This is a genomic window from Arthrobacter sp. 05L421 (assembly GCF_056397785.1).
In genome coordinates this window covers 55,985-78,236 of sequence record NZ_JBFTOC010000011.1, presented here as the reverse complement: position 1 = coordinate 78,236, position 22,252 = coordinate 55,985, and the positions used below count along the sequence as shown (strand labels likewise).

Genomic DNA, 22,252 nt, shown 5'->3' with positions numbered 1-22,252 from the left:
CTTGGAAAGTGAAGAAAAGTAGAACTCACGGAAAGATTCACTAATCCGGGAACACCCAGCCAGGATCTGCAGAGACGCAGACTGGCCGGCCCCGGACCCACCAAGGAGACAAAGATGACTGCAGCATTTGAGCCCACCCAGCAGCCGTCCGGCCAGGACACAACACAGCAGGCCGCCGCGCTGGAGCTCGAGTGGGCTGCCAACCCGCGCTGGGAAGGTGTCACTCGGGACTACAAGGCTTCCGACGTCGTCCGCCTCCGCGGCCGCGTCTCCGAAGAACACACGCTGGCCCGCCGCGGCTCCGAGAAGCTGTGGAAGCAGCTCACCGAGGAGCACAAAGAAGGCAAGTACACCAACGCCCTGGGCGCCCTGACCGGCAATCAGGCCGTGCAGCAGGTCAAGGCCGGGCTCCGCGCCATCTACCTCTCCGGCTGGCAGGTCGCCGCGGATGCCAACAACTCCGGCCACACGTACCCGGACCAGTCGCTCTACCCCGCGAACTCGGTCCCCACGGTGGTCCGCCGCATCAACAACGCGCTGCTCCGCGCGGACCAGATCGAGTTCTCCGAGGGCATCCAGACGGTCGAGGACTGGCTGGTCCCGATCGTGGCCGACGCCGAGGCCGGCTTCGGCGGCCCGCTGAACGCCTACGAGCTCATGAAGTCGATGATCCAGGCCGGCGCCTCGGGCGTGCACTGGGAAGACCAGCTCGCGTCGGAAAAGAAGTGCGGACACCTCGGCGGCAAGGTCCTGATCCCCACCCAGCAGCACGTCCGGACGCTGAACGCCGCCCGCCTGGCCGCCGACGTCGCCGGCACGCCGTCGGTCATCATCGCCCGTACCGACGCCGAGGCAGCCACCCTGATCACCTCCGACGTCGACGAGCGCGATCAGGAGTTCATCCTCCGCGAAGGCGGACAGCCGGTCCGCACCCCGGAAGGCTTCTACAAGGTCCGCAACGGGATCGAACCCTGCATCGCCCGCGCCAAGGCCTACGCCCCGTACTCCGACCTCATCTGGATGGAGACCGGCACCCCGGACCTGGAGCTGGCCCGCAAGTTCGCCGAGGCCGTCAAGGCCGAGTTCCCGGACCAGATGCTCTCCTACAACTGCTCGCCGTCGTTCAACTGGCGCAAGCACCTCGATGACGCCACGATCGCGAAGTTCCAGCGCGAACTCGGCGCCATGGGCTTCACCTTCCAGTTCATCACCCTGGCCGGCTTCCACGCCCTGAACTACTCGATGTTCGACCTCGCCCACGGCTACGCCCGGGAAGGCATGAGCGCCTACGTCGAGCTGCAGGAGAAGGAATTCGCCTCCGAGTCCCGCGGCTACACCGCAACCAAGCACCAGCGCGAAGTCGGCACCGGCTACTTCGACGACATCGCCACCGCGCTCAACCCGAACGCATCCACCCTGGCCCTGGTGGGATCCACCGAAGAAGGCCAGTTCCACTAATCCCCAACCGCACCCTCCGCTCGCAAGCTCGCGAGGGAACCCGGCGGCCGTGGCCCCCTCCCGACAGCGGCGCTTACGTCCGGCCTTCGGTCCGGCATTGCTCTGCCTGCTATTCCCCATGCCCGCCCCATGACCTCGAAGAACTCGGTCGGGGGCGGGCACAGGGCACCTTTTACGCAGGCTGTCGCAACACCGGCACCTTCGGCCTCGCCCGCAAGTCACCACTCGCCGTCGAACTTCCTTCTTCGTTTAGGAGAGATTGAAATGAACAGCTTCACTGACAACTTCACCATCAACGGGATCACGCTGACCGCGCAGCCGATTTGCCGGCAGAGCGAGGTTCTTACTCCGGACGCTCTGGCCTTTGTGGCCAAGCTGCACCGGGCCACGGCCGGGCGCCGGCAGGAGCTGCTGCAGGCCCGGCAGGAACGCCGCCACCAGATCGCCAAAGGCCAGGACCCGCGCTTCCTGCGCGAAACCGAAGCCGTCCGCAACGATCCGAACTGGCGCGTGGCTCCCCCGGGCCCTGGTCTGGAGGACCGCCGCGTGGAGATCACCGGGCCGGTGGACAAGAAGATGACCATCAACGCGCTGAACTCGGGTGCCAAGGTGTGGCTCGCTGACATGGAGGACTCCTCCACCCCGTCCTGGCGCAACGTGATCCAGGGCCAGCTGAACCTGACGGACGCGCTGGAACGCCGGATCGACTTCACCACAACCGACGGACATAACAGCAAGGAGTACAAGCTGCGTCCGGCCGGGGAGCTGCCCACAGTAGTTGTCCGCCCCCGCGGCTGGCACCTGCCGGAAAAGCACATGCTCATCGACGGCGAACCGGTCGCCGGCGGGATCGTGGACTTCGGGCTGTACTTCTTCCACAACGCCCGCCGCCTGATCGCGCAGGGCAAGGGGCCGTACTTCTACCTGCCCAAGATCGAGAGCCACCTTGAGGCCCGGCTGTGGAACGACATCTTCATCCTGGCGCAGGACCTGCTGTGCATCCCGCAGGGCACCATCCGCGCCACGGTGCTGATCGAGACCATCACCGCGGCATTCGAGATGGAGGAGATCCTCTACGAACTGCGGGACCACGCCGCGGGCCTGAACGCCGGCCGCTGGGACTATATCTTCTCCCTGATCAAGAACTTCCGCACCCGCGGGCCCCGCTTCGTGCTGCCGGACCGTGGCCAGGTCACCATGACCCAGCCCTTCATGCGGGCCTACACCGAACAGCTGGTCCGGGCCTGCCACAAGCGTGGTGCCATGGCGATCGGCGGCATGGCCGCGGCTGTCCCCAACCGCAAGGACCAGGATGCCAACGCGATCGCCTTCGAGAAGGTCCGCGCCGACAAGACCCGTGAGGCCGGCGACGGCTTCGACGGCTCGTGGGTGGCGCACCCGGACCTGGTGCCGGTCTGCCGCGAGGTGTTCGACGGCGTCCTCGGCGATCGCCCGAACCAGCTCGAACGCCTCCGCGAAGACGTCGCCGCGGACGACCGTGCCCTCCTGGACATCTCCGCGACCACCGGAACCATCACCGAACAAGGCATCCGGAACAACATCGAAGTGGGCATCCGCTACATCGAGTCGTGGCTGCGCGGCAACGGCGCGGTGGCCATCCACAACCTGATGGAGGACGCCGCCACCGCGGAGATCTCCCGCTCGCAGCTGTGGCAGTGGATCTTCTCGCGGGCCATCACGGACCACGGCGATGTGGTCACCCGGGAGTGGGTGGAGGACATGCTGGACGAGGAATTCGCCAAGCTGGAGCGCTTCGAGGGGGACCGTTTCGCCGACGCGCGGGACATCTTCGAGGAAGTCGCCCTGTCCAGCGAGTTCCCGGCGTTTCTGACGCTGCCGGCCTACGACCGCTTCCTGCATGAAGCGCGTGACGGCGCCGAACCCGGCCGCGGGAAGGCAGCCCTGATCCCGGCGTAGGACTCCACGGCCCAGGGCAACCCGGGGCCGCAATGAATTCCGTTTGCTGGGCTGCCCGCCCCTCGCAACAGGCAGCCCGAAATCCGGGTGGCAGCCCAGCAACGGAACACCTCTGCAGCTCGACAACGGCGTCGAGTTGACGATTTCGATTTGACAGCAAAGGCCCATGTTCCTCGCGGACATGGGCCTTAGCCGATGCAGCTTCAGCCCTCCTGGCCGACGGCAGACATATCGCCGACGCCAGGCGTGCCATCGGCGAGAGCGTAGCGCTGCATCACCGCACCCTTCGGTGAGGCGACCACCGGCTCGATGAGTCTGAGGTTCGTCGGAACCACCCCGTCGGCGAAGACTTTCTTTCCACCGCCAAGGAGGATCGGATACACCCATAGCGTGAGCCGATCGAAGAGCCGCTCGGCGAACAGGGTCTGCACGAAGTCGAGACTGCCGATGACGTGGACGTTCTCGTGCCGCTCGCGCAGTTCGCGCACGGCGGCGACGACATCTGGACCGAGCAGTGTGGAGTCGACCCACTCGAGCGTCGGTGTCCGGCGCGAGGCCACGTACTTCGGGATGCGGTTGAACAGCCGCGCGATGTCCCCGTCCGCTTTCGGCCAGTACGCGGCGAAAATGTCGTAGGTCCGGCGCCCAAGCAGCAGCGCATCCATTCCCGCCATCCCGGAAGAGATCTGTTCCCCGACGACCTCGTCGATGAGAGGCGCTTGCCAGCCGCCAAACGCGAAACCGCTGTCGGGGTCCTCGTCCGGGCCGCCGGGCGCCTGCGCGACGCCGTCGAGCGTGGTGAACAAGTCGATATGGATGAGTCCCATGCCGTGCTCCTTCTCTGCCGCCCGTCGCCGGCCCGGCGACGGGATCACTTCGACGCTGACACAGGAGCCCGCTGCAACGCAACCATTATCAACGGCTCGACACGGGCCCACTGCGCATCCGACAACACCTCAAGCGAGCCCCGAGATCAGCCGGCCCCGAACTCTGGGGGCGAAGATTAGGCGACACGCCCTAGTGCGGCTTCGGCACGTTGCGCAGGGACAGCGCGGTGCCCAGGATGAACGCTGTCACCGAACACAGGATCATCAGCAGCGGTCCGGTCCAGGCGCCGGTAACCCCGTGGACGTAACCCAGGAGGGTTGGCGCCACGGCCCCGAAGGAATATCCCGTGCCCTGGACGACGGCGGACATCCGGGCCGCCGAGGTCTGGTCCCGTGCCAGCCGGATAATGGCGAGGAAGATCAGCGTGATGCCGCCGCCCTGGGCGATACCGCCAAAGGAACACCACAGCCACCACAGTTCCGGGGCGAGGAGCAGGCCCAAAGGCACCGTGAGCCACAGCAGTCCCAGGGTGAGGCCCACCGCCGTCGTGCTGGCGAAACGGGCCGCCAGCGGCACGCCGAGTCCGCCCACAATGGCCAGGATCTGGAAGAGCGAGGACCCGGCCCCGGCGGCCGCGGGTGCCATGCCGAGCTCGTCCGTCAGGAGGCTCGGCAGCCAGGCTGTCACCCCGTAGTAGGAGAACGCCTGCCCGGCGAACCCGAGGGTCAGGGCTGCCGTGATCCACCGGGACGTGAGCTTGCCGGCCGGCCGCCCCGGGTCCGAGGCAGGGACGGCGGCAGGAATGAAGGCCCGCCGGCCGACGGCGATCACCCAGACGGCGGCGGCCGCCAGCGCAAAGAGGCCGCTCGCGGCAATCGCGGGACGCCAGCCCAGCAGCTCAGCCAGCGGGGCCGACACCATGGAGGTCAGGAACGAGCCGATATTCAGGGCCGCGGTATACGTGCCCATCGCCGCGCCCTGCCGGGCGGGGGTGAAGTCACGCCGGATGATCAGCGGGACCACAATGTTGCCGATCGTGATGGCGACGCCGAGGATCACGGTGCCCAGCATGACCAGGGCGCCCCCGCCGACCGAGCGGACCACGACGCCGAAGAGCACGCCGAGCAGGGTCAGGGTGATGGCGAACTCGGGGCCCAGCTTGCGTCCGGCCAGCGAGGCCAGCGGCGCGGCCAGGGCGAAGCACAGCACCGGGATCCCGGTCAGGAATCCCAATTCCACCGGGGTGAAGCCGAGATCGTCCTCCAGCTGCGCGATCACCGGGGCCACGGCCACCAACGGGCCGCGCATGTTCAGCGCAATGAGCCCGATCGCGAGCATGAGGAGCCAGCCGCGCGGCGTCCGCACCGGGCGGGTCATGGGGTGAAGCCTTGCCCCGCGGGCGGGCAGAAATGTGATTTCATCAGTCCCATTGCTATCACGTGCCCCTGCCGCACCTGCGGTCTGTGACGTTTCCGGGCGCACCGCTTCCCGGGACACCCCTAGCCCGTGGCCTGCAGGGTCGCCTCAATGACGGCCGGTGAGAGCACGTGCTGCGTGACCATCTGGCTGGCGCCGAGGATGGCGGACTGGTCCCCGGCCCGGGACACACCAATCCGCAGGTGGGTGGTGGCCAGGGGCAGCGAGCGCCGGTAGACCACCTCGCGGACCCCGGCCATGAGGTGTTCCCCGGCCTGGCCGAGGCTTCCGCCGATCACAATCACCGAGGGGTTCAGCAGGTTCACCACCGTGGAGAGGACGTCGCCGAGGTCCCTGCCGGCCTGGCGCAGGGCCTGGATGGCCTGCAGGTTTCCATCGGCGACGAGGCGCAGCACATCGCCGCCGTCGTGCGCCGGCAGGCCCTGCTGCGTCAGCGTCTTGGCGACGGCGGGCCCGGAGGCCAGGGCCTCGAGGCACCCGTAGTTGCCGCACCGGCACAGCACGTCATCACCACGCGGAACCCTGACGTGTCCAAGGTCGCCGGCCGTTCCGTTTGCCCCGCGCTGGAGCTGGCCGCTGCTGATGATGCCTGCCCCGATGCCGGTGGCCACCTTGATGAACAGGAAGTTTTCGTCCTCGGGCCAGTGCGCCGTGCGCTCTCCGAGGGCCATGATGTTCACGTCGTTGTCCACCAGGACCGGAACCGGGAGGGACCGCTGGACGTGACGGACGACGTCGAACCCGTCCCAGCCGGGCATGATCGGCGGCTTCACCGGCATGCCGGTGGCGTGTTCCACCGGCCCCGGGAGCCCGATCCCGGCACCTGCCAGATCCGCGGCGCCCCGGCCTGCCTCGCCGAGCAGCCGCAGCCCTTCATCGACCACACGGTCCAAGACAGCCACCGGGCCGTCGGCGACATCCTGCGCCAGCCGGCGCTCGGCGAGCACCTTCCCGCTGAGGTCCGTGACGGCGATGATCACGTGCGTGGCCCCGACATCCACCGCCAGCACTACGCGGGCGGCCGGGTTGAAGGCAAAGCGCGACGGCGGCCTGCCGCCGCTGGAACTCGCCTCCCCGGCGGGACCAACGAGCCCTGAGACCATCAGCGCGTCGATGCGGGAAGCGACGGTGGAGCGGGCCAGCCCCGTGGTCAGCGCCAGCTCCGCGCGGGTCCGGGCCTTGCCGTCGCGCAGGAGCTGGAAGAGGTCGCCGGCTCGGGACAGGCTGCCGCCGGCCTCGGAGGCTGCGGACTCGGTACCGGTGGGCGTGCTCATGAGTAAGGAATAGCACGAAGATCTTCTGCATGTCACGCCGAGAAAGATTGTCACGTAGTTTTCAACTTTTGCTTGACGTTCGACAAAAGTGTCTCTAGCTTTGGCTGTGAGCCAGATCACCAGCCCAGGCAGCCTCGCTGCGGACGGTCAGTGCAGGTACTACGAAGGGGTATGGAACTTGTCGAGCCAAGATCAAACGGCACCGGCGCCGCTAGGGGTGGGGATCCTGGGGGCCGGCCCCGTCACCCAGGCGATCCACCTGCCCTCCCTCGCAAGGCTGCGGGACATCCTGGAAGTCCGCCACATCATGGACGTCGACCCTGCGGTGGCGGAATCCGTGGCCGCACGGGTCGGGGCACGCTTCAGTACCAGCATGGAAGAGCTGCTGGCCGATCCCGCGGTCGAGATCGTCGCCATCTGCAGCCCGCACCAGTTCCACGCCGTCCAGGTGATCGCCGCCTGCCGCGCCGGCAAGAAGGCCGTCCTGTGCGAAAAGCCTTTCGCCATGAACGGCGAGGAAGCCGCGGCCATCGCCGCCGTGTCCGCCGAAACCGGCGTGCCGATCGTGGTCGGCGCCATGCACACGTTCGACCCCGGCTGGCTGGCCGCGGAATCGGCCTGGGGCAACCTGCCGGACCAGGTCCATACCGTCCGGTCCTCGATCATCCTGCCGCCCAACCCCCGGTTCGAGGACTTCGCGACCGAGATCGTGGGCCGCACTCCCCCGCCGGCAGCCGCGAACGCGACCGCTGATGACGCCGCTGCCGTGAAAGCCAAACTGACCGGCGGCATCATGGGCCTGGCCATCCACGACCTTCCCCTGGTCCGCAGATTCGCCACGGACTTCCGGTCCGTCGAGGTGCTGCACGCCCAGACCGTCCTGCCGTTCGGCTATGTCATCTCCCTGCGGGCGGGAAACGTGGCAATCGAACTCCGCGCCGCCATGAACGGAACCTGGGAGCCGTCCTGGACCTTCGAGGCCATCGGCCACGACGCGTCGCTCTCCATCGACTTCACCCCGTCCTACGTCCACGCGGGATCGGCGACAGCCCGGATCCGGACCGCTGCAGGCACCACGGTGCTCGGGCCCTTCGGCCACAACGGCTACGAGGGGGAATGGCGCAAACTCGCCGAGCTCGCCCGCGGCACCGGAGAAGCCCCGCACCCGGAGACGCTCATCCACGACCTGGAATTCGCCCTTGCGATCGCCGACGCCGCCGCCGCCCGCGTCGATGCCGGCGACACCGCTTTCGAGGAGGCCAGCGCATGACAACCCCACTTTTGGTCCACGCCGGCCCGGACGCTGAACGGGATGGCGCCGTCGGCGCCGTCGTCGCTTCCCTCCCGGTTTCTTTTGCCCCGGCACGCAACGTGCCCGACGTCGTCGCACTCGCCGGCACCGCCGGCTGGACTGCCAGCGCAACCGAGGCGGTCCGCAAGGGTACCCGGGGCGTTGTCGTGGTTGATCCCGTGGCCGAAGACCCCGCGGCACTGGCCGCAGCGGCAGCCGAGGCGGGCACAACGGTGATCCTTGACCAAGTCTGGGCCGGCAACCCCGCCCTCACGGAGTCCGCGGCCCGGGACGCCATCGCAGGCGCACTGGCCGACGCCGTGTTGCTCGACTCCGTGGCGTGGGGCACCCCCGGGACCGACACAGGGGTGCTGCTCACGCGGCATCTTGCGGCCGTCCTGGCCTGCGGCGTCGAACTGTCCGGCCTGCGGGTCATCCAGCGCAGCGCCAACGGCTACACCGTGATCGGCAGCCTCCCGGGCGGCGCACCGGCGGCCCTGCAGGGGATCACCACATCCGCGGTCCCGGCCACGGCCACCGTTTCCGTCCTGACCTCGTCCGGGCGGGCGGACATCACCCTGCCCGATGCCTCCGCAGGCTGGCCGGCAGTGGTCCGTTCAGTCACCTCCGCCGGGGCCGCCACATTCCCCACCATCTACGAATCGGCCCACCGGCACAGCTGGAGGCGGCTCCGCGCCGCCATCCATTCCGGCGTCCCGGCGGCCGATCTGGAACGGTTCGCCGCCCTGACCGCCCTCGTCGGGCACCTCCACGACTAAACCGCACGACCTGCAATAGCAAACTGCACTAACTACTGCACCGCCAGCAGCACCTTCCGCATCAACTCACTGTCGAGAAGACCGGCCCGCGACGCCGCGGGCCGGCCATGAAAGGAATTCATCGTGACGATCAAGTCCTCTGTTACCTCCTCCGCTTTCTCCCGCCGGGGATTCCTGGGCTTCGCCGCAGCCGCGGCCAGCGCACCGCTCCTCGCCGCGTGCGGCGGTGGCTCCGCTTCCCAGTCGGGCGGCGGCAGCGGCGTCATCAAGTTCTGGGATATGCCGTGGGCCACGCCGGCCTACAACGACGCCGCCAAGAAGATCGCAGAGGGCTATGCGCCGGCCTCAGGCAACCTCAAGGCCAGCTACCAGACCATCCAGTGGAACAACTTCTACCAGACGTTCTCCTCGGCCATCGCCTCCAAGACCGGACCGGCAGTGTCCACCGGCGGCGGCTTCCAGGCCTTCCAGTTCGCGCAGCAGGGCCAAATCGCCTACGCGGACAAGGCAGTGGAGGAACTGAAGAAGAACGGCATGTACGACGACTTCCTGCCGGGTGTCCTGGATCCATTCAAGTCTGACAAGGGCTACGTGGCCGTGCCGTGGCAGCTGGACATGCGCGTGTTCTGGTACCGGAAGTCGCTCTTCGAGAAGGCCGGAGTGGCTCTTCCCACCGACTGGCCGACCCTGCTGGAGGCGGGCAAGGCACTGAAGAAGATCGGCGCCTTCGGCTTCACCACCGGGGCGGGCGCAGGCAACAACTACGGCAACCACTCCATGATCATGATGATGGTTAACAACGGCGGCGGCGTCTTCACCAAGGACGGTGAACTGGACCTGATGAACGACCGCAATGTGGAAGCCATTGAATTCATCCTTGAACTGGTGTCCAACGGAATCGTCGACCCCGCCGCCGTCAGCTACACCACCGACAACATGTCGGCGCAGTGGAAGAACAAAAAGGCAGGCTTCGGCCTGTTCCAGGTCAACGTTCCGCAGCGCGTCGGCGACACCTCGGGAGACCTTCTTGTCGCGGACCCCATCACGGGCCCGCACGGGGACAAGGCCACCATCGTCTTCCCGAACAACATCATGATGTACACGAACACGCCGTCGCAGGCATCGTCCGAGGCCTTCCTGGTCGCCTACTTGGGGCAGTTGAAGGAACTGTGGCGCCAGAAGCTGATGTCGGCGCTGCCTGTCTTCAAATCAATCACTGAACTTCCCGAGTTTGCCAGCGACCCCAACAACGTCAAGATCGTCAAGGACTGGCAGCCCATCGCCAAGACCTTCGCGTCCCAAGGCAACACCCTTAACGCCAACCTAGCAGCCCTTGACGGCGGTCAGGCCCTCAACCAGTTCACCCAGACCATCCTTACCGGCCAGTCTGACGCCAAGTCCGCCCTGCAGGCCTTCCAGTCCGGCCTCGAATCCGTCATAAAGAAGTAAGCGGTTCTTTCATGGCACTGACTACAGCCCAATCCGGCCTCAGCCGGGCCCGCCAGGGTGTTGCGCCCGGCGGCCCGGGCGGCCCCGCCAACCGCAAGAGCAAGCTCAGCGCGCAAACCAGCCGGACATTCTTCTGGCTCCTGCTGCCCTCCGTCATCCTGCTCGTCCTTATCCACGGCTACCCCCTCATCCAGGCCGGTGTGCAGGCCACGCACGACGGTTCCCTGATCGACACCGGGGAGTTCGTCGGCCTGGAAAACTTCGCCACCGTCCTGTCCTCTCCCGCGTTCTGGAAAGCGGCACAGTTCACTTTGTGGTTCACCATCGTGGGCGTCTTCGGCTCCTGGCTGGTGGGCCTGGGCCTGGCCCTGCTGCTCCGTACGAAGATCCCCGCGAGCGGCACCTTCAAAGTCCTGCTGCTCCTGCCTTGGGTCGTACCGATTGTCGTCTCCTCGACGGCGTGGAACTGGTTGGTCGCCACCCCGGACAGCCTGATCCCGTCCCTGTTCCGGAATCTGGGCATGGGAACGCCGCTGTTCCTCGCGGACCCGACCCTCGCGTCCATCACCGTGATGGTGTTCAAAGTCTGGGTCAGCTTCCCTTTCATGATGATGATGATTTCTGCCGCCCTGGCCTCGGTTGACACCACGGTTTACGAGGCGGCGAGCATGGACGGCGCCACCCGCTGGCAGCAGTTCAGCCAGATCACCCTCCCGCTGATCGCCCGCTCCACCTACATCAGCTGGATCCTTATGACCATCTTCTGTGTCAACGACTTCCCCACCATCTATCTGCTCACCGGCGGCGGGCCGGTCAGCGCCACTACCTCCCTGGTAGTCCTGGCCTACCGCACGGTCTTCCAAGACTTCGCCACCGGCCCCGGCGTGGCCATCGCCTTCCTCATGACCATGACCCTGGTGGTCATCTCCGTCGCCCTGTACCGCCAGATCCGAAAGTCGAGCGTCGAATAATGAGCGCAGCAGTCCACGCCCATCCCAAGTCCGGCCCCGTCCTCGGCGTCGACGGTCCAGCCAAGAACCGCCGCGTCCTCTCCGAAGCAGGCCACCGCGGCCAATGGTGGAGGTTCTTTGGGATCCTGATGATCACCGCGATCGTGCTCATTCCCATCATGGTCACCGTAGTCCTGGCCTTCACCCCGGGACCCACCAGCACCGCCACGGGCCTGACCTTCGAGAACTTCGCCAACGTCTTCTCCGGAACCCTCGCTGCCACATGGCTTCAGAACAGCCTCATCACCACCCTCGCCACTGTCGTGGTCTCCGTGGCCGTCGCCGCCCCCGCTGGGTACGTCCTTTCCCGCGGCCGCAGCAAGGCGGTCTCCGGCTACTCTCTGCTGTTGTTTGTCATGCAGTCCCTGCCTATCATCACTTCAGTGGTCCCACTTTTCATCCTCTTCGCCGGCATGGGCCTGGTCGACAACCTGCTGGGCATCACCATCATCTACGTCGGCTCAACCATGACCGTGGCCACCTGGATGATGGCCGCCTACTTCGATTCCATCCCCATCAGCCTGGAAGAAGCATCCTGGATCGACGGCTGCTCCGTCTTCGGCAGCTTCACCAAGGTGGTGCTCCGCAACTCCCTCCCGGGCATCCTCTCCACCGCGATCTTCGCCTTCCTGCTGGCCTGGAACGACTACCTCGTGGCCATCGTCTTCCTGCGCTCCAACGAGATTTTCACCCTCCCCATGGGCGTCCAGTCCTTCTTCCAGCAGAACGCCACGGACTGGACATCCGTCATGGCTTTGGCCGTGATCATGATGCTCCCGCCCATCATCGTCTTCGCCGCCCTGAACAAGTACTTCAGCGTTGGCGGCATCGGCGGCTCCCTCGCCGGCCGCTAGGCCCGTCCCCATCTCGCTGGCCGCAAGGCCCGTCCCGCACCTCGTCAAAACCGAACTCACCGCAAAGGAATCCCGTGTCGTATTCAATCCAGCTGTACACCCTCCGCAACGCCATCGCCGAAGACCTGCCTGGCACCATCAGGAAGGTCGCCGAGCTCGGCTTCACCCAGGTTGAGCCCTACAACTTCGTGGCAACGGCCGCTGAGCTCGGCGCGGCCCTGAAGGAAAACGGTCTGACCGCCCCGTCCGGCCACGCCCCGCTGCTTAGCCAGGACCAGGATGAGATCTTCGCCGCCGCCAGGGAACTGGGCATCAGCACGGTGATCGATCCCTACCTCCCGGCCGAGCACTGGCAGTCCGCCGAGGACATCCAGGCCACCGCAGGGAAGCTCAATGCCGCCGCCAAGAAGGGCGCCGGGTACGGCATCCGCGTCGGTTATCACAACCACGCGTGGGAGCTGGAGTCCAGCATCGAGGGCCAGACCGCCCTGGAATACTTCGCAGGGCTCCTCGACCCGGAACTCGTCCTGGAAGTGGACACCTACTGGGCCGCCGTCGGCGGCCAGGACCCGGCCCAGCTGCTGCAGCGCCTCGGCGACCGGGTGAAGTTCATCCACATCAAGGACGGCCCCGTCTCCACAGACACCAAAGCGCAGCAGCCGGCCGGCCAGGGCAAGATCGCCGTGTGGGATGTCATCAACGCCGCGCAGTCCCTCGAAGTCGGCGTCGTGGAATTCGACGACTACTCCGGCGACATCTTCGACGGCATCGCGCAGAGCCTCGACTACCTCAACGCCGGAGCAAGCGAAGGAGCACGGGCATGAGCACCTCGTCCACGAAGAAAGGCCCGGTGGGCGTCGCCGTCATCGGCGCCGGCAACATCAGCAAGCAGTACCTGGACAACCTGACGGTCTTCCCCGACCTCAAGGTCCACGTCATCGCGGACCTCTTCGAGGACGCCGCCGCGGCGCGCGCCAAGGAATACGGGATCGCCGCGTCCGGCGGCGTGGACGCCGCCCTGAACCACCCCGACGTCGAGATCATCGTGAACCTGACCATCCCGGCGGCACACGTCGAAGTCGCCACGGCCGCCGTCAATGCCGGCAAACACGTCTGGACGGAAAAGCCGTTCTCGCTGGACCGCGAATCCGGCCTCGGCCTGCTGAAAGCGGCCGACGCCGCGGGGCTGCGGCTCGGCTGCGCCCCGGACACGATCCTGGGGGCCGGGCTGCAGACGGCCCGGCGACTGATCGAACGCGGCGACATCGGCACACCGCTGACGGCCATGACCACGTTCCAGACCCCCGGCCCGGAATCCTGGCACCCGAATCCGGCGTTCCTGTTCCAGTACGGGGCCGGCCCCCTGTTCGACATGGGCCCCTACTATCTCACCGCCTTGGTGCAGACGTTCGGCTCCATCCGCAAGGTGGCCGCCGTCGGGTCCAAAGCCAAACAGGTCCGGGTCATCGGCTCCGGGCCCAAGGCCGGCGAGGAATTCACGGTCGAGGTCCCCACCCATGTCTCCGCAATGGCCCAGTTCGAGTCCGGCGCGTCCTCCCACAGCGTCTTCTCGTTCGAGTCCCCACGGCTGCGGATGGGTTTCGTGGAAATCACGGGAACGGAAGCGACTATCTCGCTGCCGGATCCGAACTACTTCGACGGGGACGTCAGGCTCTGGCGTGCCGGCGACGAGGAATGGACCACGATCCCGGCGACCGGCCCCAGCCAGGGCCGCGGCATGGGCGTGCTGGACATGGCACGCTCCATCCGCGCCGGCGTCCCGCACCGGGCCACCGGCAACCTCGCCTACCACGTCCTGGACACCATGGTCTCGATCTCGGAATCGATTGACTCGGGCACCTTCATCGACGTCGAAAGCTCCGCCCCCGCCTCCGCAGCCCTCCCCGAGGACTGGGACCCCACCGCTTCCACACTCTAGGAACCAGGCATGAACTCCCAAGAAACCAGCCCCGGCCCTCCCCCTTTGGGCGTGGCCATGATCGGGTACGCGTTCATGGGCAAGGCCCACTCGAATGCGTGGCGGAACGTTGCCAGCTACTTCGACGTCCCGGCCTTCGAACGGCGCGTCCTGGTCGGACGCGACCCGGAGGGGGTCGCCGAGGCGGCCGCCAAGTACGGCTGGGCCGAGTCCGCCACGGACTGGCGCGCGGTAATTGCCCGCGATGACATCCAGATCGTTGATATTTGCGCGCCGGGGTTCATGCACGCGGAAATCGCCATCGCCGCGCTTGCGGCTGGCAAACACGTCCTCGTCGAAAAGCCGCTGGCCAACACCCTGGCCGAGGCCGAGGCCATGGCGGCGGCGGCCCGGAGCGCCCAGGACACCGGGGTGCAGTCCATGATCGGCTTCAACTACCGCCGGGTCCCGGCCCTGGCGCTGGCCCGGGAGCTGATCGCGGAGGGCCGCCTCGGCACCATCCGGCACGTCCGCGCGGCCTACCTGCAGGACTGGCTCGTGGACCCGGACTCGCCCATGACCTGGCGGCTGAACAAAGACACCGCCGGGTCCGGTGCGCTGGGCGACATCGCCAGCCATGCCATTGATCAGGTGCTGTTCCTCTTGGGCGAGCAGGTCACCGAGGTCGCCGGCCGGCTCCACACCTTCACGCCCAGCCGGCCCGGCCCCAACGGTCCAGAACAGGTGACGGTCGACGACGCCGCCTGGGCCACGCTGACCCTCGCCTCCGGGGCCATCGCCTCGGTGGAGGTCTCCCGGGTGGCCACCGGCCAGAAGAATTCGCTCAAGCTGGAGATCTATGGCGACAAGGGTGCCCTGCTCTTCGATCTGGAGGACCTGAACGAGCTCGGCTTCCTGGACGCGACGCTGCCCGTCCGCGAACAGGGCTACCGCCGCATCCTCGTCAACGAACCCGAGCACCCGTATCTTGAAGCATGGTGGCCGCAGGGCCACGTCATCGGCTGGGAACACACGTTCACGCACGAAATCCGCGACTTCCTCCGGGCGGTCGGCAGCGGAACCCAGCCGTCGCCGTCGTTCGAGGACGGCTTGACCGTCCAGCGGATCCTAGCCGCCGTGGAAGAAAGCGCCGCGGCCAAAAGCTCCATCATCCAGCTCACCCCGTCCGTCCGGACCACCCAGACGCTTACCGAAGGACCCTGACATGCCCCGCCCGTACACCCTGTTCACCGGCCAGTGGGCCGATCTCCCTTTCGAGGAAGTCGCCCGCCTCGCCTCCGGCTGGGGCTACGACGGCCTCGAAATCGCCGTGTCCGGTGACCACCTGGACGCCTGGCGCTGGGACGAACCCGGCTACGTCGAATCCAAGCTCGCCGTGCTGGAAAAATACAACCTCAAGGTCTGGGCCATCTCCAACCACCTCAAGGGCCAGGCCGTGTGCGATGACCCGATCGACTTCCGGCACGAGGCCATCGTCGGGTCCAGGGTCTGGGGCGACGGCGATCCCGAGGGCGTCCGCACCCGCGCCGCGGAGGAAATGAAACACACCGCCCGGCTCGCCAAAGCCCTCGGCGTGGACACCGTGGTCGGATTCACCGGGTCCTCCATCTGGCAGTACGTCGCGATGTTCCCGCCCGTCCCGGAAAAGGTGATCGAGGCCGGCTACCAGGACTTCGCCGACCGCTGGAACCCCATCCTGGACGTCTTCGACGACTGCGGGGTCCGGTTCGCCCACGAGGTCCACCCCTCCGAGATCGCCTACGACTACTGGACCACCGTCCGGACCCTCGAGGCGATTGGGCACCGGGAGGCGTTCGGGCTGAACTGGGACCCGTCGCACTTCATGTGGCAGGGCATCGACCCGGTCTCCTTTATCTGGGATTTCAAGGACCGGATTTACCACGTGGACTGCAAGGACACCAAGCTCCGGCCCACGGGCCGGAACACCGTGATGGGATCGCATCTGCCCTGGGGTGACCCGCGCCGCGGCTGGGACTTCGTCTCCGCCGGCCGCGGGGATGTGCCGTGGGAATCATCCTTCCGCGCCCTGGCCGCGATCGGCTACGACGGCCCCATCTCCGTCGAGTGGGAGGACGCGGGCATGGACCGGCTCCATGGCGCCCCCGAGGCCCTCGCCGCACTCAAGAAGTACGACTTCCCGCCGTCGAACACCTCCTTCGACGCCGCCTTCAAGCAGTAGCGGCTACGTCCCCCACCATGGCGGAAAACACGAACGCGCCGCGCCAGCTTCAGCCCGGCCAGCGCTGCGAGGTCTGGATCGCGTCCGCGGCAACCGGTGCCCGGGACCTCATCTACACCACGGACCAGCTCCTCCTCGAGGCGCCCAACTGGACGCATGACGGTGCCTCACTCATCCTCAACGGGTCGGGCGCACTGTGGCGGCTGGAACTCGGCACGGGCTCGCTCGGCGAGGTGCCGATCTCCGGCCTCCCGGAGCTGAACAATGATCACGTGCTCGGGCCCCGCGGGCTGATCTACCTCTCGGCCAGCGACGGCCACATCTACCAGGCCGACCTTGCGGGCGGCCCGGCCACCCGGATCACGGCAGAGGACGGCTTCTTCCACTTCCTCCACGGCGTCAGCCCAGACGGCGAGCGCCTCGCCTACGTAGGCATCGAGGCCGGTGACTTCACGACGCCGGGTCGCCTCCTGACGCTGCCCGCCGGCGGCGGACCTTCGGCGACCATAGACGTCGGGGAAGGGCATTGCGACGGGCCGGAATATTCGCCCGACGGCGAATGGATCTACTTCAACACCGAGAGCTTCAGCAGCCAGCCGGGGCACGCGCAGATCGCCCGCGTCCGGGTGGACGGAAGCGGGATTGAGCGCCTGACCGCGAACGAAACGGTCGACTGGTTCCCGCACATTTCCCCCGACGGCGCCCTTGCCACCTACCTGAGGTTCCCGCCCGGAACCGTTGGCCATCCGGCAGACTTGCCGGTCGACATCGTCGCCGTCGCCGTGCAGGACTGGACCGCGCCGCTGCACACCTGGCACCTGCATGGCGGCCAGGGAACGCTCAACGTCAGCAGCTGGTCACCGGACTCGGCGCGGTTTGCCTACGTCGCCTACCCGGTGGACTGACCGGCGGGTCCGTCCGGGGACTAGGGTTTTAGCCATGACGCACCAGATCCGAACAGCCACCGCGGACGACGCCGGGAGGCTGGCCGCACTCGCGGCCATCACCTTTCCGCTGGCGTGCCCGCCGGAATCCCGGCCGGAGGACATCGCGGCACACGTGGCCAGTACCCTGAGCGAGGCCAATTTCCGCGCCTATCTTGCCGATCCCGCGGTAACGGTGCTGGTGATCGACGCCGGCGGCGACCTCCGCGGCTACAGCCTGCTGGTGGCCCGCCCCACCCGGGACCCGGAAGTGGCCGCGGTCCTGAGCGAACTGCCGTGCACCGAGCTCAGCAAGTGCTACGTCCATCCGGAGCACCACGGGCTCGGCGCCTCCGCCGAACTGATGCACGCCAGCATCGGGGCGGCCTCGGCGGCCGGCGCCCGCGGGCTCTGGTTAGGCGTGAACAGCCAGAACGCCCGGGCCATCCGGTTTTACGAAAAGTCCGGGTTCCGCAAGGTCGGCACCAAATCCTTTCAGCTGGGCAACAGTGTGGAGCACGACTTCGTGATGGAGCGCCCGGTCGCACTGTGAGCCCTCAGGCACGCTGGGGCCGTGAATCCGTGACACCGTGACGAAGCCGACAGGCCGCCCGGGAATGGACCCGGCGCCGCCGGGGTTGTCGCCGGCATGAAGATTGAGATCTGGTCCGACGTCGCCTGCCCCTGGTGCTACATCGGCAAACGCCGATTCGAAACCGCCCTCGCGGCCTTCCCGCACCGCGATTCCGTGGAGGTGCAGTGGCGCAGCTACCAGCTGGACCCCGCGCTCCCGGAGCACTACGACGGCACCGAACTGGACTACCTGAGCACCCGCAAAGGCCTGGCCCCGGCTCAGGTCTCGCAGATGTTCGAGCACGTCGCGGCGCAGGCCAAGGGTGAGGGGCTGAACTACCGGTTCGACGCCGTCGTGGTGGCCAACAGCTTCACGGCCCACCGGCTGATCCACCTAGCCGCCGCGCACGGCCAGCAGGACGCCGCGAAGGAACGCCTGCTCAGCGACCACTTCGAGCACGGTAAGGACATCGGCAGCCAGGAGTACCTGACCACCCTGGGCCTGGACCTCGGGCTCGACGCCGGCGAACTGGCAGAACTGTTCAGCACGGACACCTACGCCGACGCCGTCCGCAACGACATCGCCGAGGCCCGCGCCCTGGGCCTCAGCGGCGTCCCGTTCTTCGTGATTGACCGGAAGTTCGGGCTCTCGGGCGCCCAGCCCGCGGAGACCTTCAGCGCAGCCCTCGAGCAGGCATGGCAGGACAGCCACCCGCTGGTCATGGTGGGCGCCGCGGGGGCTGGTCCCGCCGCGGATGCCCCCGGCGCGGCCAGTGCAGCGGATCCCGGCGCCGCGGATTCCGGTGCCTGCGGGCCCGACGGTTGCGCCGTCTGAGTCCACCGTCTGAGCCCTTCGTCTGAGCCCGCCGTCGCCGAATTCGCCGCAATCGTCCGAATTCGCCGGAAGTTTCCGGCGACCACGACGCATTCCGGCGAACTCGCCGCCCTGGCGGGCGCGTAAACCCTCACCGGTGACTCCCCGGGGCCAGGCGGCCACGCCCGGCCTAGAGTGGAGCATGGACACTTCGGCCGGCCCGGGCGGACGCCGGACCTCCCTGTTTACCGACCACTACGAGCTGACCATGTTCCAGGCGGCTCTGCACTCCGGAGCCGCGCACCGCCGGTCCGTCTTCCAGGCCTTTGCCCGGGGGCTGCCGGCCGGTCGCCGGTACGGCATCGTGGCCGGCACCGGACGGCTCCTTGAGGGGATCGCTGACTTCCGCTTCGAGCAGGACGACCTCGATTTTCTGGGCAGCACCGGCGTGGTCCATGAGGACACGCTGGATCAGCTGGCCGCCTTCCGGTTCTCCGGCGACATCTGGGGCTATCCGGAGGGTGAAGCGTATTTCCCGCACTCCCCCGTCCTGATCGTCGAATCGACGTTCGCCGAGGCCTGCGTCCTGGAAACCTACGTCCTGTCGGTGCTGAACCACGACAGCGCCATCGCCTCGGCCGCGTCCCGGATGATCAGTGCCGCCGGCGGCAGGCCCTGCATTGAGATGGGCTCCCGCCGCACGCACGAGGAAGCCGCCGCCGCGGCGGCCCGCGCAGCCGTGATCGCCGGCTTTTCCGGCACATCCAACCTGGCTGCCGGACGGCGTTATGGCCTGCGGACCATCGGCACCGCCGCCCACTCCTTCACGCTGCTCCACGACTCCGAGCGCGAGGCCTTCGCGGCGCAGCTGGCCTCGCTGGGACCCGGCACCACGCTGCTGGTGGACACGTACGACGTCGAAGCGGCCGTCCGCACCGCCGTCGCCCTCGCCGGAGACAAACTCGGGGCGATCCGGCTGGACTCCGGTGACCTCGTGGCCCAGTCACGCTGGGTCCGCGAACTCCTGGACAGCCTCGGAAATGCGCACACCAGGATCGTGGTGACCTCGGATCTGGATGAATTCTCGGTCGCCGCGCTCCGGTCTGCCCCGGCCGATTCCTATGGCATCGGCACGTCGCTGGTGACCGGATCCGGGGCGCCCACGGCCGGGATGGTCTACAAGCTGGTGGGCCGGGCCGGGGACTCCGGTGAGCTGACTGCCGTGGCGAAGACCTCGACGGACAAGATCAACATGGGAGGGCGCAAATTCGCCGTGCGCCGCCTCGATGACCGCGGCACGGCCACCCACGAGGTCCTCGGCGTCGGCCACCCTCCGGGCGCCGGCGGGAACGGCCGCCCCCTCCTGCAGCAGTTCATGAAGGATGGCGAGATCCTGCCGGGCTGGACCGGGCCGGACGCGGTGGGGCGGGCGCGGGAACGGCACACGGCCTCCATGGCAGAGCTGCCCCGGGTGGTGGACAGGCTGCAGCCCGGCCAGCCGGCCATCCCCACCATCTACGAATAGGGCTGCGGGCAAGCGGCTCTTCGCGGAGGGCCACCTAGTCTGGCGAGCGGTGCAGGACGAAGATGCCGCCGTATGCGGGTTGGTCCGATCGCTGCCGGTCACTGTCGGTGTATTCGTTCAGCACAGCTTCGATGCGCGTAATGAGGTCCTCGGCGTCCCCCTCGGAGAGGTGCAGAACGAAGCGTGAGAGGCTGGCAAGCGCATCCGGCCCTGCTTCCGTCAGCTCTTCCCGAAACGCCTCGATCGGTGCCAGCGGACCGTCCGGACCTGCTTCACGCAGAGCAGTGTCCAGATTCCAGGACAGCCCCGTGGAACGGTATGGCTTCTCCAGCGCACCACTGGGCCCCGTGCGGACCTCCGCGGGTTCAAGGAAGCCGGTGGAGAGCAACTGCCGCACGTGATAGAGCATGGTCCCCGGGTCCTGGTCCAACCGGTCGGCGAGTTGCTTGTTGGTCAGTTCGTGGAGCCCGCACAGGCGCAGGATCCTCAAGCGCAGCGGATGGGCCAGCGCCTTGATTTCCCGGGCGCTCGCGACGGGCTTTTTCTTGTCCGCGCTGGTCTGCTCTGCATCCGTCATGTTCCCATCCTACAAATTGATTTACTAGACTCAACCACCTTGAATTTTCTAAATCAATAGGGAATGGTTCACGTATGACTGTTCCCGCTGTTCAGGTGAAGGAACGGGGCCGCGCGCCCCTGGGTGCGTCCTACTGGAAGCTATGGACCTCATCCGGGCTGTCCAACCTCGCGGACGGCGTCTTCAAGATCGCGCTCCCACTGCTTGCCATTCAGCTCACCCAGTCACCCACGCTGATTGCCGGGCTGACCGTCGCTGCGACGCTTCCCTGGCTTCTCTTCGCCCTGACTGCCGGAGCGCTGGCGGACCGGCTGGATCGGCGCAAGCTCATGGTGTGGGCCAACCTCAGCCGAGCGTTGCTGCCCGCCGTGCTGGCGGCCGTCATCCTGCTGGATTTCGGCTCCATTTGGGCTCTGTACGTAGTCGCCTTGATGGTGGGTGTGGCCGAAACGCTCTACGACACCTCCGCGCAGTCGATCATGCCCCAGATGGTGCACAGGGACGAACTGTCGCGCGCCAACGGCCGGCTCTACGCCGTCGAGCTCACCGCCAACCAATTCATTGGCCCACCGCTGGGCGGGCTGCTGGTGGCCATCGGCGTCGTTGCGGGCGTTGCCGTGCCAGCGGCGCTGTGGCTTGCCGCCGTCGGTGGCCTGCTCCTGATCCCGGGTGCATTTCGCATGGAGCGGGAGCAGAAGACGACACTGCGATTCGACATTGGTGAAGGATTGCGGTTCCTCTGGAACCAGAAGATCCTTCGCACGCTCGCGGTGATGACCGGGGTGTTCAACTTCGCCTCCAGCGCGGCCTTCGCGGTCTTGGTGTTGTTTGCCGTGGGCCCGGCTTCAGAAATGGAACTGTCCGAAGTGGGGTTCGGCCTGCTTTTGACCACTTCGGCTCTCGGCGCCTTCGTTGGCTCGTTCATCTCCGAATGGGTGGAGGCCAGGCTGGGGCGGTCGAAGTCGCTGACGCTCGCTGTCTTCGGGGTCTCCCTGTTCGTCGGTGCGCCCGCCCTGACGGACAACCCCTATGTTCTTGGCCCAATCCTCTTTGTGGGCGGCATTCTGATCGTGCTGTGGAACGTCATCACCGTATCCCTGCGCCAGCGCATTACTCCCAACCGCTTGCTGGGCAGAATCAACAGCGCCTACCGGCTGCTCGCGTGGGGCACGATGCCGCTTGGCGCGGCAGCTGGCGGCCTGCTGGCCCAATGGCTGGGCCTGCAGCTCATGTTCGCGATCATGGGGATGCTGACCCTCGCGCTGCTCGGCATGATGCCCATCCTCACGGACAGGGCCATTGCCGCCGCCGACATCGAATCCTAATATCTGACTGCGGCCGAGGACGCCTTGCACAGGCGATTCGAGGCGCAAAGGACTACCA

20 protein-coding genes are annotated in these 22,252 nt (G+C 67.1%); 16 read left to right on the top strand and 4 right to left on the bottom strand.

Features of this window, described 5'->3' with window-relative positions:
* Positions 1 to 114 precede the first annotated feature (114 nt).
* Both aceA and aceB read left to right on the top strand, forming a co-directional pair.
* Positions 115 to 1,458 carry an isocitrate lyase gene (gene aceA / locus AC1DKQ_RS13920; protein WP_476919299.1) on the top strand — a complete coding sequence of 448 codons (1,344 nt, stop codon included), beginning with the start codon at positions 115 to 117 and terminating at the stop codon, positions 1,456 to 1,458.
* 264 nt (positions 1,459 to 1,722) lie between these two features.
* Positions 1,723 to 3,396: a malate synthase A gene (gene aceB, locus AC1DKQ_RS13915; RefSeq protein ID WP_476919298.1), complete on the top strand. Its 1,674-nt coding sequence runs from the start codon at positions 1,723 to 1,725 to the stop codon at positions 3,394 to 3,396.
* A gap of 203 nt (positions 3,397 to 3,599) precedes the next feature.
* Here the strand turns inward: aceB and AC1DKQ_RS13910 are convergent, their stop codons facing one another.
* From AC1DKQ_RS13910 to AC1DKQ_RS13900, 3 genes are all read right to left on the bottom strand, one after another.
* On the bottom strand, positions 3,600 to 4,223 hold the full coding sequence (locus AC1DKQ_RS13910) for a dihydrofolate reductase family protein (RefSeq protein WP_476919297.1): 624 nt from the start codon (positions 4,221 to 4,223) through the stop codon (positions 3,600 to 3,602).
* 190 nt (positions 4,224 to 4,413) lie between these two features.
* Positions 4,414 to 5,601 (bottom strand): MFS transporter, encoded by a 1,188-nt coding sequence (locus AC1DKQ_RS13905; protein WP_476919296.1) that lies wholly within the window; start codon positions 5,599 to 5,601, stop codon positions 4,414 to 4,416.
* Between the two features lie 122 nt (positions 5,602 to 5,723).
* Positions 5,724 to 6,935 (bottom strand): ROK family transcriptional regulator, encoded by a 1,212-nt coding sequence (locus tag AC1DKQ_RS13900; RefSeq protein WP_476919295.1) that lies wholly within the window; start codon positions 6,933 to 6,935, stop codon positions 5,724 to 5,726.
* Between the two features lie 178 nt (positions 6,936 to 7,113).
* Here AC1DKQ_RS13900 and AC1DKQ_RS13895 point away from each other — a divergent pair, with 178 nt between their 5' ends.
* The 13 genes from AC1DKQ_RS13895 to AC1DKQ_RS13835 all read left to right on the top strand — a co-directional run bounded on the left by AC1DKQ_RS13895 (position 7,114) and on the right by AC1DKQ_RS13835 (position 20,292).
* Positions 7,114 to 8,205 carry a Gfo/Idh/MocA family protein gene (locus AC1DKQ_RS13895; protein WP_476919294.1) on the top strand — a complete coding sequence of 364 codons (1,092 nt, stop codon included), beginning with the start codon at positions 7,114 to 7,116 and terminating at the stop codon, positions 8,203 to 8,205.
* Positions 8,202 to 9,005 (top strand): hypothetical protein, encoded by an 804-nt coding sequence (locus AC1DKQ_RS13890; protein WP_476919293.1) that lies wholly within the window; start codon positions 8,202 to 8,204, stop codon positions 9,003 to 9,005. The genes AC1DKQ_RS13895 and AC1DKQ_RS13890 overlap by 4 nt, the downstream gene beginning before the upstream one ends.
* 123 nt (positions 9,006 to 9,128) lie before the next feature.
* Complete coding sequence (locus tag AC1DKQ_RS13885) at positions 9,129 to 10,454, top strand: ABC transporter substrate-binding protein (protein WP_476884356.1); 1,326 nt, start codon at positions 9,129 to 9,131, stop codon at positions 10,452 to 10,454.
* An 11-nt stretch (positions 10,455 to 10,465) separates the two neighbouring features.
* A complete protein-coding gene (locus tag AC1DKQ_RS13880; protein ID WP_476884357.1) occupies positions 10,466 to 11,425 on the top strand; it encodes a carbohydrate ABC transporter permease in 960 nt (319 codons plus the stop codon).
* Complete coding sequence (locus tag AC1DKQ_RS13875) at positions 11,425 to 12,318, top strand: carbohydrate ABC transporter permease (protein ID WP_476884358.1); 894 nt, start codon at positions 11,425 to 11,427, stop codon at positions 12,316 to 12,318. The genes AC1DKQ_RS13880 and AC1DKQ_RS13875 overlap by 1 nt, the downstream gene beginning before the upstream one ends.
* A 74-nt stretch (positions 12,319 to 12,392) precedes the next feature.
* On the top strand, positions 12,393 to 13,142 hold the full coding sequence (locus AC1DKQ_RS13870) for a sugar phosphate isomerase/epimerase family protein (RefSeq protein ID WP_476919292.1): 750 nt from the start codon (positions 12,393 to 12,395) through the stop codon (positions 13,140 to 13,142).
* Positions 13,139 to 14,257 carry a Gfo/Idh/MocA family protein gene (locus AC1DKQ_RS13865; protein ID WP_476919291.1) on the top strand — a complete coding sequence of 373 codons (1,119 nt, stop codon included), beginning with the start codon at positions 13,139 to 13,141 and terminating at the stop codon, positions 14,255 to 14,257. The genes AC1DKQ_RS13870 and AC1DKQ_RS13865 overlap by 4 nt, the downstream gene beginning before the upstream one ends.
* 9 nt (positions 14,258 to 14,266) lie before the next feature.
* A complete protein-coding gene (locus AC1DKQ_RS13860) occupies positions 14,267 to 15,460 on the top strand; it encodes a Gfo/Idh/MocA family protein (protein ID WP_476919290.1) in 1,194 nt (397 codons plus the stop codon).
* A gap of 1 nt (position 15,461) precedes the next feature.
* A complete protein-coding gene (locus tag AC1DKQ_RS13855; protein WP_476919289.1) occupies positions 15,462 to 16,457 on the top strand; it encodes a sugar phosphate isomerase/epimerase family protein in 996 nt (331 codons plus the stop codon).
* Positions 16,458 to 16,474: 17 nt separating this feature from the next.
* Positions 16,475 to 17,362, top strand: a complete 888-nt coding sequence (locus AC1DKQ_RS13850) for a TolB family protein (protein WP_476919288.1) — start codon at positions 16,475 to 16,477, stop codon at positions 17,360 to 17,362.
* 34 nt (positions 17,363 to 17,396) lie between these two features.
* Positions 17,397 to 17,933, top strand: a complete 537-nt coding sequence (locus AC1DKQ_RS13845; protein WP_476919287.1) for an N-acetyltransferase family protein — start codon at positions 17,397 to 17,399, stop codon at positions 17,931 to 17,933.
* Positions 17,934 to 18,029: 96 nt separating this feature from the next.
* Complete coding sequence (locus AC1DKQ_RS13840) at positions 18,030 to 18,788, top strand: DsbA family oxidoreductase (RefSeq protein WP_476884365.1); 759 nt, start codon at positions 18,030 to 18,032, stop codon at positions 18,786 to 18,788.
* Positions 18,789 to 18,969: 181 nt separating this feature from the next.
* Positions 18,970 to 20,292 carry a nicotinate phosphoribosyltransferase gene (locus AC1DKQ_RS13835; RefSeq protein ID WP_476919286.1) on the top strand — a complete coding sequence of 441 codons (1,323 nt, stop codon included), beginning with the start codon at positions 18,970 to 18,972 and terminating at the stop codon, positions 20,290 to 20,292.
* Between the two features lie 34 nt (positions 20,293 to 20,326).
* On the opposite strand, the gene AC1DKQ_RS13830 is transcribed toward AC1DKQ_RS13835, so the two are convergent.
* Entirely contained in the window at positions 20,327 to 20,869 is a 543-nt protein-coding gene (locus AC1DKQ_RS13830) for an ArsR/SmtB family transcription factor (protein WP_476919285.1), read from the bottom strand.
* A 74-nt stretch (positions 20,870 to 20,943) separates the two neighbouring features.
* Between AC1DKQ_RS13830 and AC1DKQ_RS13825 the strand changes: the two genes are divergently transcribed.
* The gene (locus tag AC1DKQ_RS13825) at positions 20,944 to 22,194 is read left to right on the top strand and encodes an MFS transporter (RefSeq protein WP_476919284.1); all 1,251 of its coding nucleotides are present in this window, start codon (positions 20,944 to 20,946) and stop codon (positions 22,192 to 22,194) included.
* Positions 22,195 to 22,252: the final 58 nt, after the last annotated feature.

Coding starts and splice junctions, on each gene's coding strand:
- aceA (WP_476919299.1), top strand. CDS start 115: ATGACTGCAGCATTTGAGCCCACCCAGCAGCCGTCCGGCCAGGACACA.
- aceB (WP_476919298.1), top strand. CDS start 1,723: ATGAACAGCTTCACTGACAACTTCACCATCAACGGGATCACGCTGACC.
- AC1DKQ_RS13910 (WP_476919297.1), bottom strand. CDS start 4,223: ATGGGACTCATCCATATCGACTTGTTCACCACGCTCGACGGCGTCGCG.
- AC1DKQ_RS13905 (WP_476919296.1), bottom strand. CDS start 5,601: ATGACCCGCCCGGTGCGGACGCCGCGCGGCTGGCTCCTCATGCTCGCG.
- AC1DKQ_RS13900 (WP_476919295.1), bottom strand. CDS start 6,935: ATGAGCACGCCCACCGGTACCGAGTCCGCAGCCTCCGAGGCCGGCGGC.
- AC1DKQ_RS13890 (WP_476919293.1), top strand. CDS start 8,202: ATGACAACCCCACTTTTGGTCCACGCCGGCCCGGACGCTGAACGGGAT.
- AC1DKQ_RS13880 (WP_476884357.1), top strand. CDS start 10,466: ATGGCACTGACTACAGCCCAATCCGGCCTCAGCCGGGCCCGCCAGGGT.
- AC1DKQ_RS13875 (WP_476884358.1), top strand. CDS start 11,425: ATGAGCGCAGCAGTCCACGCCCATCCCAAGTCCGGCCCCGTCCTCGGC.
- AC1DKQ_RS13865 (WP_476919291.1), top strand. CDS start 13,139: ATGAGCACCTCGTCCACGAAGAAAGGCCCGGTGGGCGTCGCCGTCATC.
- AC1DKQ_RS13860 (WP_476919290.1), top strand. CDS start 14,267: ATGAACTCCCAAGAAACCAGCCCCGGCCCTCCCCCTTTGGGCGTGGCC.
- AC1DKQ_RS13855 (WP_476919289.1), top strand. CDS start 15,462: ATGCCCCGCCCGTACACCCTGTTCACCGGCCAGTGGGCCGATCTCCCT.
- AC1DKQ_RS13850 (WP_476919288.1), top strand. CDS start 16,475: ATGGCGGAAAACACGAACGCGCCGCGCCAGCTTCAGCCCGGCCAGCGC.
- AC1DKQ_RS13845 (WP_476919287.1), top strand. CDS start 17,397: ATGACGCACCAGATCCGAACAGCCACCGCGGACGACGCCGGGAGGCTG.
- AC1DKQ_RS13840 (WP_476884365.1), top strand. CDS start 18,030: ATGAAGATTGAGATCTGGTCCGACGTCGCCTGCCCCTGGTGCTACATC.
- AC1DKQ_RS13835 (WP_476919286.1), top strand. CDS start 18,970: ATGGACACTTCGGCCGGCCCGGGCGGACGCCGGACCTCCCTGTTTACC.
- AC1DKQ_RS13830 (WP_476919285.1), bottom strand. CDS start 20,869: ATGACGGATGCAGAGCAGACCAGCGCGGACAAGAAAAAGCCCGTCGCG.
- AC1DKQ_RS13825 (WP_476919284.1), top strand. CDS start 20,944: ATGACTGTTCCCGCTGTTCAGGTGAAGGAACGGGGCCGCGCGCCCCTG.